Source organism: Bradyrhizobium genomosp. I (2014) (genome assembly GCF_000261685.1).
Taxonomy (GTDB): Bacteria; Pseudomonadota; Alphaproteobacteria; order Rhizobiales; family Xanthobacteraceae; genus Bradyrhizobium.
In genome coordinates, this window is record NZ_AJQE01000035.1 from 1 (window position 1) to 17,136 (window position 17,136).

Sequence of the window (17,136 nt, forward strand, 5' to 3'; positions counted from 1 at the left end):
GTCGGCACCCTGGTCAAGAGCCGCGCCTTCATCGGCTATGTGATGTGTCAGGTGCTGGCCTCGCAGATCATCTTCACTTTCGCCGGTGGTGGCCCTTACATCGTCGTGACGCAGATGGGTCGGACCAGCGCGGAGTACGGCGCCTGGTTCGCAACCACCGGCTTTGCATTTCTCGTCGGCAATCTGCTCTGCGTGCGCTTTGCGCCGCGGCATTCGCTGGAGAAGCTGATCTGGTTCGGACTCGCGCTCCAGCTCGTCGGCAGCCTCGCGAACCTGCTGTGGAGCTTCACCGGCTGGAACGAGGCCCCGGCCTGGCTGTTCGGCACGCAGATGATCGTGATGGCCGGCAATGCCTTCGTGATGGCGAATTCCGCCGCCGGCGCGATCAGCATCCGCCCCGAAGCCGCCGGCACCGCATCAGGCGCGATGGGCTTCCTCCAGCAAGGCATCGGCGCGCTGATGTCACAGTTCGGCGCCTATCTCGGCGGCCATTCCGCAACCACGCTGCCGCTCACCTCCGCGGTCCTGGCGATCTCCCTGCTCTGCGCCTGCGTGATGATCTTCGTCGTGCCGCGGCGCGAGGTGGTGGTGAGCGAGACGCTGATCGAGCAGGCGGAAGAGGAAGAGACCGGGATGATGTGAGGGATTTTTCGGTCATTCCGGGGCGCACGAAGTGCGAACCCGGAATCTCGAGATTCCGGGTTCGCCTCTCCGAGGCGCCCCGGAATGACCGAATCATAATCACTCTCCGATCAGCTTCAGCCACTCGTCCTCGGTCAGCACCTTGACACCGTGCTTGTTGGCTTCCGCGAGCTTCGAGCCCGCGCCGGGGCCGGCGACGACGAGGTCGGTCTTCTTCGACACCGAGCCCGACACCTTGGCCCCCAGCCGCTCGGCGGTGGCCTTGGCCTCGTCCCGCGTCATCTTCTCCAGCGAGCCTGTGAACACCACGGTCTTGCCGGCGACGGCCGAATTGCTCTTCGGCTTCTCGGCGTCGACGATCTCGACCTCCTTGGTCAGCCGCTCGACGATGCCGCGATTGTGGCTCTCGCCGAAATAATCGGCGATGCTCTTGATCACGGTGTCGCCGATCTGGTCGAGCGCGTCCATTTCCGCCATCGCCTCCTCATCAGCCCTGGCGACCTTGAGGCAGGCGTCGTGGAAGGCGTCCCACGAGCCGTAGCCGCGTGCCAGGGCCAGCGCCGTGGTCTCGCCGACGTGACGCATGCCGAGCGCATAAATGAAGCGCTCCAGCGCGATTTTGCGCCGGCTCTCGATGGCACCGAACAGGTTGCGGACCGAGGTCGTGCCATAGCCCTCGATCTCCTCGAGCTTGAGCTTCGCGTTGCGCTTCTCCAGCGTGAAGATGTCGGCGGGCTCCTTCACCCAGCCCTCGTCGAAGAAATACTGGAGCTGCTTCTCCCCCAACCCGTCGATGTCGAAGGCACGCCGCGAGACGAACAGCTTGAGGTGCTCGATCTTCTGATAGGGACAGGCGAACTCGCCGGTGCAGCGGGCTCGCGAGCCCTCCTCGCCCGTCGCCGTCTCCTCGCGCACGACGTCGGTGTGCAGCGGACACGGGCACTTCTTCGGGAAGTGGAATTCCTTCGCGCCCTTCGGCCGCTTGTCGATGACGACGTCGACCACCTGCGGGATGACGTCGCCGGCGCGCTGGATCACGACGGTGTCGCCGATGCGGATGTCGCGGCCCTCGCGCAGCACCTCGCCCTTGTTACCGATGCCCTTGATGTAGTCCTCGTTGTGCAGCGTGACGTTCTGCACGATCACGCCGCCGACGCCGACCGGCTCGAGCTTGCCGACCGGAGTGAACGAGCCGGTACGGCCGACCTGGATCTCGATGTCGCGCAGCACCGTCATGGCGCGCTCGGCCGGAAATTTGTGCGCGATACCCCAGCGCGGCGTGCGCGAGACGAAGCCGAGCCGCTCCTGCCAGTCGATGCGGTCGACCTTGTAGACGACGCCATCGATGTCATAGTCGAGCCGCGCGCGCTGCTCCTCGATCGCATGATGAAAGGCGAGCAGTTCCTCGACCGAGCGACAGAGCCTGGTCAGCGGATTGGTCCTGAAGCCGCAGCGCTCGAACCAGTGGATCATGCCGCTCTGGGTCTCTTCCGGCATCGCGCTCATCTCGCCCCACGCATAGGCGAAGAAGCCGAGCGGACGCGAGGCGGTGATGGTCGGGTCCTTCTGCCGGAGCGAGCCGGCGGCGGAATTGCGCGGATTGGCGAAAATGGTGCCGCCTTCCGCCTTCTGCCGCTCGTTGAGCGCCAGGAACGCCTTCTTGGTCATGTAGACCTCGCCGCGGACCTCGCAGATGTCGGGGACGTTGCGGCCTTTCAGCTTCTGCGGCACGTCCTCGAGCGTGCGGATGTTGGCGGTGACATCCTCACCGACCGCGCCGTCGCCGCGCGTTGCGGCGGTGACGAGCTCGCCCCCCTCGTAGCGCAGCGACATCGAGAGACCGTCGATCTTCGGCTCGGCGGAGAAATTGATCTTGTCGTCGTCGAGCTTCAGGAAGCGCACGATGCGGCCGACGAAGTCGCGCACATCCTCTTCGGCAAAGGCATTGTCGAGCGACAGCATCGGGACGGCGTGCCGGACTTTCCTGAAACGCCCCGATGGCGCCGCGCCGACCTTCTGCGAGGGCGAGTCCGCGGTGACGAATTCGGGAAAGCGCTTCTCGATCGCGTCGAAGCGCCGGCGCAGCGCGTCGTACTCGGCATCGGAGACGGTGGGCGCGTCCTCCTGATAGTAGCGCTCGTTGTGCCCCTCGATCTCGAGCGCGAGCCGCATGTGCTCGACCTTGGCCTGCGCCTTGGTGAGGTCGACGACGTCGCGAAGCGGTTTCGATTTTGCTGCTCTTGCCATTATACTTAAAGTTGTGGCTCGTCGTTCCGGGATGGTCCGAAGGACCAGACCCGGAACCTCGAGATTCGGGGTTCGCACTTCGCGCGCCCCGGAATGATGAAGTCGTGGAGGGGGCTCATGACGTATTACGTCTATATTCTAGCAAGCCGACGCGATGGGGCAATCTACGTTGGCATCACCAATGACCTGGTGCGCCGCGTCTATGAACATCGAATCAAAGCGGTCCCGGGGTTCACAGCCAGATACAACATATCCCAGTTGGTTTGGTTCGAGGCCTATGACGATCCAATCTCAGCAATCTCACGCGAGAAAGAACTCAAGAAGTGGAAGCGGGCTTGGAAAACCCAGCTGGTCGAGAGGATGAACCCAAGTTGGGATGATCTGTACGAGTCGATCTGCAATTGAGAACGTCATTCCGGGATGATTCGAAAGACAAAGCCCGGAATCTCGAGATTCCGGGTTCGATGCTTCGCATCGCCCCGGAATGACGGTGGCTAAGCCGTCGCCGCCTTGAGCAGTCTCTCCGCGGCCGCCCTCGCCTCCGCCGTGATCTCGGCGCCGGCGAGCATGCGGGCGATTTCCTCGCGGCGGTGGTCGGCGGCAAGCGCACTGACGCGGGTGGCGACGCGCTTGCCCTTGTCGAGGGCGTCCTTGGAGATGAGCAGATGCTGGTCGGCGCGGGCGGCGACCTGCGGGGCGTGGGTCACGGCCATGACCTGGACCTTCCCGGCAAGCCGCGCCAGGCGCCCGCCAATGGCGTCCGCAACCGCACCGCCGACGCCGGTGTCGATCTCGTCGAAGACGAGGGTCGGCGCCGAGCCGCGGTCGGACAGCACGACCTTCAGCGCCAGCAGGAAGCGCGACAGCTCGCCGCCGGAAGCGACCTTCATCAGCGGACCCGGCTTGGTGCCCGGATTGGTCTGGACCCAGAACTCGACGCGATCGAAGCCTTGCGGCCCCGGCGCGGCCTCGTCGGTCTCGACCTGGGTCATGAATTTTGCGCGTTCGAGCTTGAGCGGCGCGAGCTCGGCATTGACGGCCTTGTTGAGCTTCTCGGCCGATTTCTGCCGCGCCATCGACAGCTTCTTGGCCGCGGCGGCATAGCGGCCATCTGCCTCGATCGCGGCCTGCTCCAGCTTCTTCAGCCGCGAGGCGCCGGCGTCGATCAGCACGACGTCGGCGGCATATTTGGCGGCAAGCGCGGCGAGGCCGTCGACCGGCGTCGAATATTTGCGCGAGGCGGCGCGAAGTGCGAACAGCCGTTCCTCGATGCGCTCGAGTTCGGCAGGATCGAAATCGGTTGCGGCCAGCGCGGCCTGGAGATGCTGATCGGCTTCCTCCAGCGCGTTGATCGCGACGTCGATCGCCTTCACGGCAGGCTCGACCAGCGCCGGCGAGTTGACGCCGCGGCGCTCCAGCCGGCGCACGGCGGCCGAAAGCGCGGCGACCGGCGAATGATTGCCGCCGACCGCTTCCTGCGCCTCGCGCAGGTCGGAGGCGATCTTCTCGCCCTGCATCATGGTGGTGCGGCGCGAGGCCAGCGCGGTCTCCTCGCCGTCCTTGGGCGCGAGCTGCTTCAGCTCGTCGGAGGCATGGCGCAGATAGTCGGCCTCGCGCGCGGCGCTCTCCATGGCTGCGCGATGCTCCTCCAGTGCGGTATTGGCGGTGCGGCGCGCCTCCCAGAGCGATTCGACCGCCGCAACGTCCTTCTCCAGGCCGGCAAAAGCGTCGAGCAGGCGACGGTGGGTGGCGGCATCGACCAGCGCCCGCTCGTCGTGCTGGCCGTGGATCTCGACCAGGGCGGCACCGACCGCCTTCAGCGTCTGCACGCTGATCGACTGGTCGTTGATGAAGGCGCGGGTGCGGCCGTCGGCGAGTTGCACGCGGCGGAGAATCATCTCGCACGACTCTTCAACACTCGTATCGTCCAGACCGTTCTCGGCGAGGATCTTCGTCGCAGGGTGGTTCTTCGGGACATCGAACACGGCGGTGACCTGCCCCTGCTCCGCGCCGTGGCGCACGAGGCCGGCATCGCCGCGGCCGCCGAGCGCCAGCGCAAAGGCATCGAGCAGGATGGATTTGCCCGCACCGGTCTCGCCGGTCAAAACCGCAAGGCCGGTGGCGAATTCGATATCGAGCCGTTCGATCAGGACGATGTCGCGGATCGACAGACGCGCCAGCATGGAACCAGATTTCCTAGCCGAGACCCATCTTCTTGAAGGTCCGGCTGATCCAGGACCCCTGATTCTCGCTCGGTTCGAGACCACCGGATTTTACAAGATTATAGGCGTCCTTGTACCAGCGGCTGTCAGGAAAATTGTGTCCAAGCACGGCCGCCGCGGTCTGCGCTTCGCCGACGATGCCGATCGCCATATAGGCCTCGGTGAGCCGGAATAGCGCCTCCTCGACATGGCGGGTGGTCTGGTACTGCGTGACGACGGTCTTGTAGCGATTGATCGCCGCCGTGTAGTCGCGCTTCTGAGCATAGTAGCGGCCGACATTCATCTCCTTGCCGGCGAGCTGGTCGCGCGCACCCTCGATCTTGGCCTTGGCGGAGGTCGCATACTCCGAGTTCGGATATTTGCGCACCACCTCTTCCAGAGCGGCAATGGCCTTCTCGGTGCGGGCCTGGTCGCGGCTGATGTCCGGGATCTGGTCGTAATGAGAGGCGGCGATCAGGTATTGCGCATAGGCCGCGTCAGGGCTGCCGGGATGCAGCGTCACGTAGCGGGTGGCGGCGCCGATGCAGCCGTCATAGTCGCCGCCCTGATAGGACGCATAGGCCGACATCAGCAGCGATTTGCGGGCCCAGTCGGAATAAGGATGCTGGCGGTCGACCTCTTCGAACTTCTTGGTCGCCGCCTTCATGTCCTTCTTCTCGTTCATGAGGTACAGGCCCTCATTGTAGATCTTGTCGGCGGGCTCCTCGACGAAGGTGTCGTCCTTGGCGGTGAACTTGTCCCAGAGCGAGCCGGTGCCGCAGCCGGCGAGCGGCAGCGCGAGCATGATGAAGGTGACGGCCTGAAGCAGCCCACGGGCTCGCGACGAGACCGAGAAATATCCGCGCGTCATACGCTGTGCCGACATGAGTTTAAGCCCTGACGCCCTGTGATGCGGTGTCCGCCAGCCCACGAACCCCGTCATGGGCGCGAAATGTAACCGTGGTGCCTGCCATGCGACCACGCCGATGTATCCGAAAAGCGATCTTTAACCAACCGGATAGGCAGGCATTTCGCCCGGATTAAGGCGAACGTGCCGCAATGCTAGCCGATCATGGTTACCAGGAGTTTCCCGGGGGTAAGCCGCGGCCAATGCCTGCGGCGTCCCGATCGTCAGGACACGTCCGGCCCGTAGGCCGCGGCGATCCGGCCACCGACGATACCGCGACCGACTTCGCCCACGGGTCGCGTGGTGCGGCGGACCGCTTCGCCCTCGACCACCCGCCAGGCGGTGCGGTCGGCGAGCAGCGCGGTCAGGACGGCGTGGTTGAGCTTGTGGCCGCCCCGCACCGAGCGGTAGGCGCCAAGCAGCGGCAGGCCGGCCAGCGAGAGGTCGCCGATCACATCCAGCACCTTGTGGCGGGCGCATTCATCGGCGTAGCGCAGGCCCTCGGTATTGAGCAGCCGCTCGTCGTCGAACACGACGGTGTTGTCGAAGGAGGCGCCGAGGGCATAGCCCGCGCTCCAGAGCCGCGCGACATCGCACATCAGACCGAAGGTGCGGGCGCGGCCGACTTCGCGGCGGAAACCTTCAGGGTTGAGGTCGAAGGCGTAGCTCTGCTGGCCGATGACGGGATTGGTGAAGTCGATCTCGACCTCGACGCGGAACCCGCTGGCGTGGGGCCTGATCTCGCCGAAGGAGTCGCCGATCTTGACCGAGATCGGCTTCAAAACTTGGATGAGGCGGCGCTGCGCCGGCTGGGTCACGACGCCAGCCTGGTCGATCGCCGCAATGAAGGCCGCGGCGCTGCCGTCCATGATCGGCACTTCGGGACCATCGATCTCGATGGTGGCGTTGTCGACGCCCATGCCCCGCAGTGCGGCAAGCACGTGCTCGGCGGTGGATACCAGCGGACCGCTACGGTCGCCGAGGACGGTCGCGAAGTCGGTCGCGATCACCTGCTCGGCGGTGGCCTGAACTTCGCGATCACTTCCCTCGAGGCCTGTGCGGACAAAAATAAAACCCGCGTCGACAGGCGCAGGCCCAAGCGTGAGAGTGACGGGAAGACCGGAATGAACGCCCACGCCTGCCACGGAGGCTTGCGCACGAAGCGTCGTTTGCCGGTTAAATTTCATCAGGAACCGCCCCACTACGACCAACGCGACTTATACGAGACCCACTTGGCCAGCCAGTGCCGGCGCGCCGCGAATCCGTATCCCCAAGTCACGGCAAACCATAGTCACTGCCTCAAACAGCGCCAACTCACGCTTTTTTACCGATTGTTACCCCAAACCCGCCGTATTCGCGCCAAGGCTTAACCAAATTGAGCCGAGGTTTTGGGCCGCGACCGGTGGCCTTACTGAACCACCAGATACGTAATTAATAGTTTAGAATCAGCCTCTTGGCGGCGACATCCGGGCATGCAAGGGACAAAAGGAAAGGTCCCGGCAAGCTTGCTGCCGGGACCTTCATCCATCTGCCTTATTGTAACAATCCTCAGGTCGCCTGCCGCCGCAGGAAAGCCGGGATATCAAGATGGTCGTCGCCCTGTGGCGCCGGCGCAACAGGCGCGGGGCGGCCATGCATGTCCAGGCCCTGCGGCGCGGGACGGCGAGCATACTCTGATACCGGTTCGTTGGATGCGATCTGCTGCGCCACGCTCTTCTGCGGCCGGCGTTCGGGCAGCGGCGGCATGGCGGGACCGGCGGTGCGGGCCGCCACCGGCGGCTCACTTTCCTCGTCCCGGCGGCCGAGGCCGACATTGGCGAGGCGCTGAAGCAGCGACAGACGGGTCTTCTGCGGGGTCTCTTCCTCGACCTCGCCGCGGGCCTGACGAATCTCGGCCTGGGCCGGCATCGGCAGTTCCTCAATGCGCGGCATCCGGGGCGCACGGACCGGCGGACGTTCGGCCTGCGGCGGAATGAAGTTTTCGGGCGTCATCGGTTCCTGCATCGCGACCGGGGCCATGTCGGGCTCCGGGAACAGGGTCGGCTTCTGCGCGATCGGTCGCACGGTGACGTCGCCATAGGTCTGCGTCGGCGCTGGCGGCTGCGGGACTTCAGCGACGGCAGCGGCGATGGCGGCGAGCGCAGCACGCTCGACGTTCGGACGGGGCGCGGCAGCAGCGGGAGCGGCGGCCGGCGTCTGCGCTTCCAGCTTTTGGGCGCGTTCGGCCAGGCGCTGATTGTCGGCGCGCAAGCGCGCGGTCAGGTCGGCGAGACGGCTCTCGGCGGCGACGGCCGGTGCGGCAGCCTGCTGCACCTGCGCCGCCGGGTTCGCGACGGGCGCGGAGGTCGCCTGGCTGTTGCGGGCGATCGCGGCCTGCTCGATGCCGGTGGCGACCACCGAGACGCGGATCAGGCCGTCCAGCGCTTCGTCGAAGGTCGCGCCGACGATGATGTTGGCGTCCTGGTCGACTTCCTCGCGGATGCGGGTCGCGGCCTCGTCGACCTCGAACAGCGTGAGGTCCTTGCCGCCGGTGATGGAGATGAGGAGGCCCTTGGCACCCTTCATCGAGCTATCGTCGATCAGCGGGTTGGCGATCGCCGCTTCAGCGGCGGTCAGCGCACGCTTGTCGCCGGAGGCTTCGCCGGTGCCCATCATCGCCTTGCCCATCTCGCGCATGACGGCGCGGACGTCGGCGAAGTCGAGATTGATCAGGCCTTCCTTGACCATCAGGTCGGTGATGCAGGCAACGCCCGAATAGAGCACCTGATCGGCCATCGCGAAGGCGTCAGCGAAGGTGGTCTTCTCGTTGGCGACCCGGAACAGGTTCTGGTTCGGGATGATCAGGAGCGTATCCACGACCTTGTGAAGCTCGTTGATGCCGGCTTCAGCGGTACGCATGCGGCGGCCGCCTTCGAAGTGGAACGGCTTGGTCACGACGCCGACGGTGAGGATGCCCATGTCGCGCGCGGTCTTGGCGATGACGGGTGCAGCGCCGGTGCCGGTGCCGCCGCCCATGCCGGCGGTGACGAACACCATGTTGGCGCCCGAGAGATGGTCGCGCAGCTCGTCGATCACCTCTTCCGCAGCCGCAGCGCCCACGTTCGGCTGCGAGCCGGCGCCAAGGCCTTGGGTGACCGCCGTGCCCATCTGCACGATGCGCTGCGCCTTCGACATCGTCAGCGCCTGCGCGTCGGTGTTGGCAACCACGAAGTCGACGCCCTGCAGGCCCGCCGTGATCATGTTGTTGACGGCGTTGCCGCCGGCGCCGCCGACGCCGAACACGGTGATCCGGGGCTTCAGTTCGTGAATATCAGGAACATTGATGCTGATGGTCATGGTTGCTGCCTCTCGATCACGCGCGCGTGGGTTCGCCCCGGCCGGCGGCCGCGGGAGTTGGTGAAAATCGAAGATTGCGGAAAGCGGTCATCAGAAGCCCTCGCGTAGCCATCGTCCGACCTTTCCGAAATATCCGCCCGTCCCTGTCCTGACCTGCTGCCGCGTATGCCGCGGTTCGACATGTTCGAGATGAACATATTGCGGGTAGACGAGGAGCCCGGCCGGCACCGCAAACGCAGCGTTCTTCGCCTCGTTGGGCAGCCGGCCGAAACCGAGCGGACGTCCGACCCGCACGGGCCGGCCGAGAATCTGGGTGCCGAGCTCGACGAGGCCAGTCAGCTGCGAGGCGCCGCCCGACAGCACGACGCGGCCGTTGGGCTCCGAGGCGAAGGGCGAATCCTTCAGCTTGTCCCGAACCATTTCGAAGATTTCCTCGGCACGGTGCTTGACGATATTGGCGATGGTGGCGCGGGAGACGATCTGCGGCAGATCCTGCTCGTCACCGGCTGTCGGCACAGACATCAGCTCACGCGAGTCCGATCCGCCGGTGATGACGGTCCCATATAACGTCTTGATTCGCTCGGCATCGGCAATGGTCGCGGAGAGTCCGCGCGCGAGATCCATCGTGATGTGTTGCCCGCCGACTGCAAAGCCGGCCGCATGCACGAAGCGGCCACCGGAATAGACCGCAATCGTCGTGGTGCCCGCGCCCATCTCGACGACGGCGGCGCCAAGATCGGCCTCGTCGTCGGTCAGCACCGACAGGCCGGCCACATAGGGGCTCGCCGCCATGGCCTCGACATTGATGTGGCAGCGTTCGACCGCCAGCATCAGATTCCGCGCCACGGTGGCGTCGCAGGTGACGACGTTCATGTCGACGCCGAACTGGTGCGCGACCATGCCGCGGGGATCGCGGATGCCCTTGACGCCATCCAGCGTGTAGCCGACCGGCAGCGCATGCAGCACGGTGCGGCCTTCGCCGGTGGCGTGGCGCATGCCGGTGGAGGTAACGCGGCTGACATCGGCCGGCGTCACGGCGCCGCCGCGGATGTCGGCGGCGGCCTCGACCAGCTGGCCGGAGAGCCGGCCGCCGGAGACCGAGAGCAGCACCGACTCGACCCGCACCTTGGCCATCTTCTCCGCGAGCCCGACGGCCTGGCGCACCGCCTGTTCGCATTCGCCGAGATCGATCACCGCGCCGGCCTTCATGCCGCGCGACTGGATCTGGCTGTAACCGATCAGTTCCACCGCATGGGTGCGGCCGCGCAGCGCATCGCTCGGCGGCGACGGCTTCAGCCGTGCGATCATGCAGGCGATCTTGCTGGTGCCGATGTCGAGGCAGGCGACGATGCCGCCGCGCTTGTGCGGCATCGGGCGCGTCTTCGGCGTCTGGGTGCGATCGAGACCGGTCATGCGGAATCCCCGGCCTTCTTTTTCTTCTTGTCCTTGAACTGATCCTCACGCGCCTTGGCGGCGTCCTCGGACAGCTGCACCACCAGCCGATCGGGCAGGCGCATGTCGACGGCGACGATGTCGCGGGAGAACAGCCTGTCCTCCTTGTCGAGCTTGGACAGCATCGCAAGCGCGTTGCCGACGTCCTGCTCGGGCAGGCGGATGTCGAGGCCGTCCTTGAGCCTCAGATTCCAGCGCCGCTCGCCGACGAAGATCGCAGCCTTCGTCACCGACTTGACCTGCGGATAGCGCGCCAGCAGCGCGAGGAAATCGCGGGCCTGGGTCTCGGCGCCCTTGCCGACGACGAGCGGCAACGACAGGAAGCGACGCGAGACGTAGGGCTCGAGCACGGCGCCGTCATCGGCGATGACCGAAAGCCGGCCGGCCTCCTGCCACAGCGCGAACGCCTTGCGCTCGGTGAGCTCGATCATGAGCTGGCCCGGATAGAGCTTCAGCACGGTCGCATCCGCGATCCAGGGATTGGCCTTGAGCTTGTCGCGCACCGCATCGGCATCGAGGAACAGCAGCGAGGAGCGGCCGCTGACGCCACCGATCGCCAGGATCTCGTCCTGGGTGAGCTGCTTGCGGCCGTTGATCACGACGGAGGTGATACGGAACCCGGCGGAATTGGCCAGCGCGTTGCGGGCGTCGCTGACCGCGGTGATGAAGTCCTGGAGATGGCCGCCCTTGACGATGCCGAAGCCGCAGCTGCCGATCAGCAGCAGCACGGTCATGCTGATCCCGACCCGGCGCGGCAGGTAGCGCTCGACAAGTGCGACCACGCGCGGCGGCGGCTCGCGCTCGACGACGGCTTTGGCCCTGGCCCTGGCCTTGACTTTGTCCTTGGCGGCGGCGCGCGCCTCAGCGTGCTTGTCCTGCATCCACTCGCGCAGAAGCACGACCGCTCCGACAGCGGCCGCCTTCAGGTCAGCTTGGGGCCTCAGCGATCTGAAAAGCGATCGGGTGAGGCTTCCTGCTCCATCCATTGCACGAGCTCGTCAACAGTTTGCCCGCGACATCGCGCGGATCCTGGCGAACATGACGTCTCGGACCTGCCGGGCCGGGTGCTGGTCTTCAGCAGAAGAAAACCTCTCCCTTCAAAGCGCTCGCTGGAGGTGACATCACCCGCGACAGCTCACGCGCCGGCAGCCAAAGCGCCATATGCGCCGCCAGCGTTAACCTTCGGACGTCCTGGTAAACAAAAGGTAAAATTCGTTAACGACCGGCGAATTTTGCCCCGCGATGTCCGGCATTTGTGCCGCGATGTCCGGCATTTTACCGGCTTTGGGCGCCAAACCGGGCCATTCCGGCCCTCCAGCCGTTAACCAGTCCTAACTATTTCCGCACGCGCTGGCGAGCGAGCTCGACCAGGCCGCGCAGGAAGTCGACGAATTCGATGCCCTCGGCCTTCAGCGCCTTGGGGTAGAGCGAGGACTTGGTCAACCCGGGGAGCGTGTTGGTTTCGAGATAGACGAGGCCCTTGCCCGAGACGATGAAGTCCGAACGGGAATAGCCGGTGCAGGACATCGCGCGATGCGCCAGCATCGCCTGCTCCTTGAGCGCGGCGGTGATCTCGGGGGCGAAACGGCCGGGGCAGATCTCCTGGGTCGATTTCAGGAGATATTTTGCGGCGTAGTCGAAATTGCCTTCGCCCGGAATGATCTCGATCGGCGGCAGCGAGATGATCGAGCCATCGGTGCGCTCCAGCACGCCGCAGGTCGCCTCGACGCCGGCGATGTATGGCTCGATGACATACTCTTCGTGCCTGGCTGCATTGCGGACGGCAACGAGATCCTGTTTGGCGTTGACGAAGATCAGGCCGTAGCTCGAGCCGTCGCGCGCCGGCTTCGCGATCAGCCTTCCGTATTCGGCAAAGGCCTCGTCGATGTCGTCGAGCGCAACGCTCGCCGGCGGCGTCACACCGCCGAGCGCAGCAAATCGCTTGGCCGCGATCTTGTCGAAGGCAAGATGCGAGGAAGCCGAGCCCGAGCCGGTGAACGGCACGCCGCGCGCCTCGCACAGCACCTGCAATTCGCCGTTCTCGGCCCGCCCGCCATGCAGGCCGAGCACCAGCACCCGTCCTTCGGTCTTGGCCTTGTCGAGCGCCTGCTCCAGCGGAATGCCTGATGTGCCCGGCTTGAACTCGTCCTCGAACGGACGGGCATGCTCGAGCAGTTGCTTGGACTGCACCACATGCACCTTGTCCTCGACGTCCCACCACCACAGATCGGCCTCAGGCAGCGCCTGATGCAGGGCCTGGGCTGACGCGACCGACACCAGACGCTCCCGGTTGGAGCCGCCGAAAAGGATGGTGATGCGCATGGTCATGGTCCACAATCTCTCTCGTTCGTCATTCCGGGGCGATGCGCAGCATCGAACTATGGTGCGCACTTGCGCACCTGAGAATCTCGAGATTCCGGGCTGCGCTTCGCGCCCCCGGAATGACACTCACGCGGAAACCCCGATCCGCTTGATTTCCCAGTGTAGCTCGATTCCGGAATTTGCCTTCACGCGTTCACGCACGGTCTCGCCGAGCGTCTCGATGTCGTGCGCGGTGGCATCGCCGGTGTTGATCAGGAAATTGCAGTGCATCTCGGACACCTGCGCGCCGCCGACGCGCAAGCCGCGACATCCGGCGGCATCGACCAGCTTCCAGGCGGAATGGCCGGGCGGATTCTTGAAGGTCGAACCGCCGGTCTTCTCGCGGATCGGCTGCGCGGTCTCGCGATGGGTCTGTACCTCCGCCATGCGTGCGCGGATTGCTTCCGCATCCCGGATCTCGCCACGGAAGCGCGCGGAGGTGAAGATGATGGAGGGATCGACGCCGCTGTTGCGGTAGACGAACTTCATGTCGGCGTTGGAGAACACGTGCCTGGTGCCGTCGCGGCCCACGCCTCGCGCCTCGATCAGCACGTCCCTGGTCTCGCCGCCATTGGCGCCGGCATTCATGCGCAGCGCGCCGCCGATGGTGCCGGGAATGCCGAAATAGAATTCCAGCCCGCCGATGTTGGCGCTTGCCGCGACCTCCGCCACGCGCTTGTCGAGCGCCGCTGCGCCAGCGCTGACGATGTCCCCGCTCGCGGTAGCTTCGCCGAAGGCCCGCGGCGAAAGGCGGATCACGACGCCCGCAATGCCGCCATCACGCACGATCAGGTTGGAGCCGACGCCGACGACATGGACCGGAACGTCGCTGGCGAGGCGCGCGAGGAAATAAGCCAGATCGTCCTCGTCCGCCGGCGTGAACAGCACCTGCGCCGGACCGCCGACACGAAACCAGGTCAGCTCGGCCAGCGACTGGTTGGCCAGCAGCCGGCCGCGCAGCTCCGGCATCGCGGCTTTGAGTTCGGGCGTGATGTCGGGGAAGCTCATGCCGCAAGCCCCAAGCGAAGACGGAGTTTGTGGCTACCCCTCTCCCCAACCCTCCCGCGCAAGGGGGGAGGGAGCCTGACGGGCGTGCTCACCTCACCTGATATTACAGCCACAGTCTGATGCTTTGGGAGAGTGAGGGACGCACGGGCGGAAAGGTTCCCTCCCCCCTTGCGGGGGAGGAGTAGGGAGAGGGGTGGCCACACGGGCGGTGATCGACGATGAAGCGACATTCGCTCGATCACCCCAGCGCCTTCAATTCGCCCGGCAAGGCATAGGCCCATTGCGTGATGTTGCCGGCGCCCAGGCAGACGACGAGGTCGCCGGACTTGGCAAGTCCCTTGACGATGCTCGCGAGTTCCGAGGCCGCCGGCAGCGGGATCACCTCGCGATGGCCGTGGGCGCGCAGGCCGGCGACGAAATGATCGCGGTCGATGCCCTCGATCGGCGTCTCGCCTGCGGCATAGACGTCGGCGACAACAACCGCATCGGCGTCGTTGAAGCAGGCGCAGAATTCCTCGAACAGCGATTGCAGGCGAGTGTAGCGGTGCGGCTGCACCACGGCGATCACCTTGCCGGTGTAGGAATCGCGCGCCGCTTTCAGCACGGCCGCGATTTCCACGGGGTGATGGCCGTAATCGTCGATGACGGTGACGCCGTTCCATTCGCCGGTTTTGGTGAAGCGGCGCTTGACGCCGCCGAAGCCAGCGATCGCCTTGCGGATCGCTTCGTCCGACACACCGAGCGCGTGAGCGACGGCAATCGCGGCCGTCGCGTTCGAGGCGTTGTGGCGGCCCGGCATCGGCAGCGCGAGGTCGGCGATCTCATGCGTGGTGCCGGTCTTGCGGTCGCGGATCACGACCTTGAACTTCGAGCCGCCGCCGCCCGCGGTGAGATCGACCAGGCGGGCGTCAGCCTGCGGATTCTCGCCGTAAGTGATGATGCGGCGGTCCTCGATCCTGCCGACCAGGCTCTGCACCACGGGATGATCGATGCACATCACGGCGAAGCCGTAGAACGGCAGGTTTTCGACGAAATGGCGGAAGGCGTCCTGCACGGCGTCGAAGGTCTTGAAGTGATCGAGATGCTCGGGGTCGACATTGGTGACGATCGCGACATCGGTCGGCAGCTTCAGGAACGTGCCGTCGCTCTCGTCGGCCTCCACCACCATCCAGTCACCGGCACCAAGCCGCGCGTTGGAGCCGTAGGCGTTGATGATGCCGCCGTTGATCACGGTGGGGTCGAGCCCGCCGGCGTCGAGCAGCGTTGCGACCATCGTGGTCGTGGTGGTCTTGCCGTGCGTGCCGGCGATGGCGACGCAGCTCTTCAGCCGCATCAGCTCGGCCAGCATCTCGGCGCGGCGCACCACGGGAATGCGCCTTTCGCGCGCCGCCATCAGCTCCGGATTGTCGCGCTTGATCGCGGTGGAGACAACGACGACCTCGGCACCATCGATATTCCCGGCCTTGTGGCCGACCGAGACCTTCGCGCCCTTCTTGCGCAGCCGGTCGAGATTGTAGTTGTCGGAAGCGTCCGAGCCCTGCACCGCATAGCCGAGATTGACCAGCACCTCGGCGATGCCGCTCATGCCGATCCCGCCGATCCCGACGAAGTGGATGGGTCCGATCTCGCGCGGCAGTCTCATGCTCTATCCCACCGTTCCATCGTCATGGCCGGGCTTGTCCCGGACATCCACGAATCCTTACCTCTTCTTGCAAGACGTGGATGGCCGGGACAAGCCCGGCCATGACGGCAAAAGTAGGAAATTTGACGGGTTTCGCGTCAGATTCCCGCGACTTTGACCACGAGATCCGCCAACCGCTCGGCCGCGTCGAGCCGGCCGGCGCCGCGGGCGGCTTCAGCCATGCGGGCGAGGCGCGCGGGCTCGGCGGCGAAGGCGGAGATTTCGGACGCCAACCGGTCGGAGGTGAACTCGGTCTGAGGGACACGAATGGCGCCATCGACCTTGACCAGCACGCCGGCATTGGCGAACTGATCCTGATCGATCGAGCCTGGCAGCGGCACCAGGATCGAGGGCCGCCCGATCGCCGCGAGCTCGGCCACCGTGCCGGCGCCGGAGCGCGATACCACGAGATGATTGGAGGCGAGACGCGCGGGCAGATCGGTGAAGAACGGCGCGAGCTCAAACTTGATCTTGAGCTTGTCGTAGACCGCGCGCACGCGGCTCATGTCCTCTTCGCGCACCTGCTGGGTGAGGACGAGGCGGCTCCACAGCGCAGGCTCGAGCCGCTCGATCGCGCCGGGCACGATGTCGGCCATGATGCGCGCACCCTGGCTGCCGCCGACGACGAGCAGGCGCAGCCGGCCGTTCACCTCGGGCGCGGCATATGGCACGGCGGCGGCGGCGAGGACCGCGGGCCGCATCGGCGTGCCGACCGTCGTGGTCTTGCCGGATAGCGCGGGATCGCGGTCGAGCACACCGGGCAAGGACGTCGCGATGGCGCGCACGCGGCTCGCCAGGAACCGGTTGGCGCGGCCGAGCACGGCGTTGGCGTCGTGGATGATGCCGGGCACGCCGGCAAATTTCGCCGCGACCAGCGGCGGCAGCGTCGGATAGCCGCCGAAGCCGACGACGGCGACGGGCTTCAAGCGCTTGATCAAGGCGTAGGCGGACAGCGTGCCGGCCGCGAGCGTGAGCCCGGCATAGGCAAGCTGGAACGGATTGCGGCCGCGCGCGGTCTCGCTTCTGACGACGTCGATCATATCCTTGCTGAACAGCCCGCTGTAGCGCAGCGCGCGCTCGTCCGTCACGAGGCGGACGCGATAGCCGCGCCTGATCAACTCGACGCCGAGCGCCTCGGCCGGAAACAGATGGCCGCCGGTGCCGCCCGCGGCGAGAAGAATCAGGGGGGAAGAGGTGTCCATGACTACCCTTTTACAGACCCTCCGCCGTCATTGCGAGCGAAGCGAAGCAATCCAGACTACCTCCGAGGAGGCACTCTGGATTGCTCACATGGGGATTTG

General features: G+C 65.8%; 12 protein-coding genes and 1 pseudogene. 2 read left to right on the forward strand and 11 right to left on the reverse strand.

Annotation, left to right across the window (positions count from 1 at the left end; all coding sequences use genetic code 11):
* A pseudogene (locus IC50_RS03575) lies at positions 1 to 642 on the forward strand (Bcr/CflA family drug resistance efflux transporter); the annotation flags it as partial.
* Positions 643 to 741: 99 nt separating this feature from the next.
* Here the strand turns inward: IC50_RS03575 and ligA are convergent.
* Positions 742 to 2,889 carry an NAD-dependent DNA ligase LigA gene (gene ligA, locus IC50_RS03580; RefSeq protein ID WP_035700523.1) on the reverse strand — a complete coding sequence of 716 codons (2,148 nt, stop codon included), beginning with the start codon at positions 2,887 to 2,889 and terminating at the stop codon, positions 742 to 744.
* A gap of 117 nt (positions 2,890 to 3,006) precedes the next feature.
* Here ligA and IC50_RS03585 point away from each other — a divergent pair, with 117 nt between their 5' ends.
* Positions 3,007 to 3,294, forward strand: coding sequence for a GIY-YIG nuclease family protein (locus tag IC50_RS03585; protein WP_035700545.1), 288 nt, complete (start codon positions 3,007 to 3,009; stop codon positions 3,292 to 3,294).
* 89 nt (positions 3,295 to 3,383) lie between these two features.
* Here IC50_RS03585 and recN read toward each other — a convergent pair whose 3' ends face one another.
* From recN to murG, 10 genes are all read right to left on the reverse strand, one after another.
* Positions 3,384 to 5,072, reverse strand: coding sequence for a DNA repair protein RecN (gene recN, locus IC50_RS03590; RefSeq protein ID WP_035700526.1), 1,689 nt, complete (start codon positions 5,070 to 5,072; stop codon positions 3,384 to 3,386).
* A 13-nt stretch (positions 5,073 to 5,085) separates the two neighbouring features.
* The gene (locus IC50_RS03595) at positions 5,086 to 5,976 is read right to left on the reverse strand and encodes an outer membrane protein assembly factor BamD (protein ID WP_035700529.1); all 891 of its coding nucleotides are present in this window, start codon (positions 5,974 to 5,976) and stop codon (positions 5,086 to 5,088) included.
* Between the two features lie 245 nt (positions 5,977 to 6,221).
* Entirely contained in the window at positions 6,222 to 7,184 is a 963-nt protein-coding gene (gene lpxC / locus IC50_RS03600) for a UDP-3-O-acyl-N-acetylglucosamine deacetylase (RefSeq protein WP_035700531.1), read from the reverse strand.
* A gap of 361 nt (positions 7,185 to 7,545) precedes the next feature.
* Positions 7,546 to 9,333, reverse strand: coding sequence for a cell division protein FtsZ (gene ftsZ, locus IC50_RS03605; RefSeq protein ID WP_035700534.1), 1,788 nt, complete (start codon positions 9,331 to 9,333; stop codon positions 7,546 to 7,548).
* 90 nt (positions 9,334 to 9,423) lie between these two features.
* Complete coding sequence (ftsA, locus tag IC50_RS03610; protein ID WP_035700536.1) at positions 9,424 to 10,746, reverse strand: cell division protein FtsA; 1,323 nt, start codon at positions 10,744 to 10,746, stop codon at positions 9,424 to 9,426.
* Entirely contained in the window at positions 10,743 to 11,771 is a 1,029-nt protein-coding gene (locus IC50_RS03615) for a cell division protein FtsQ/DivIB (RefSeq protein WP_035700538.1), read from the reverse strand. The genes ftsA and IC50_RS03615 overlap by 4 nt, the downstream gene beginning before the upstream one ends.
* A gap of 349 nt (positions 11,772 to 12,120) precedes the next feature.
* Positions 12,121 to 13,107: a D-alanine--D-alanine ligase family protein gene (locus IC50_RS03620; RefSeq protein ID WP_035700547.1), complete on the reverse strand. Its 987-nt coding sequence runs from the start codon at positions 13,105 to 13,107 to the stop codon at positions 12,121 to 12,123.
* A 126-nt stretch (positions 13,108 to 13,233) separates the two neighbouring features.
* Complete coding sequence (gene murB / locus IC50_RS03625; RefSeq protein WP_035700540.1) at positions 13,234 to 14,154, reverse strand: UDP-N-acetylmuramate dehydrogenase; 921 nt, start codon at positions 14,152 to 14,154, stop codon at positions 13,234 to 13,236.
* Positions 14,155 to 14,392: 238 nt separating this feature from the next.
* Positions 14,393 to 15,796 (reverse strand): UDP-N-acetylmuramate--L-alanine ligase, encoded by a 1,404-nt coding sequence (gene murC / locus IC50_RS03630; RefSeq protein ID WP_035700541.1) that lies wholly within the window; start codon positions 15,794 to 15,796, stop codon positions 14,393 to 14,395.
* A 137-nt stretch (positions 15,797 to 15,933) separates the two neighbouring features.
* A complete protein-coding gene (gene murG / locus IC50_RS03635; protein WP_035700543.1) occupies positions 15,934 to 17,037 on the reverse strand; it encodes an undecaprenyldiphospho-muramoylpentapeptide beta-N-acetylglucosaminyltransferase in 1,104 nt (367 codons plus the stop codon).
* Between the last annotated feature and the right edge of the window lie 99 nt (positions 17,038 to 17,136).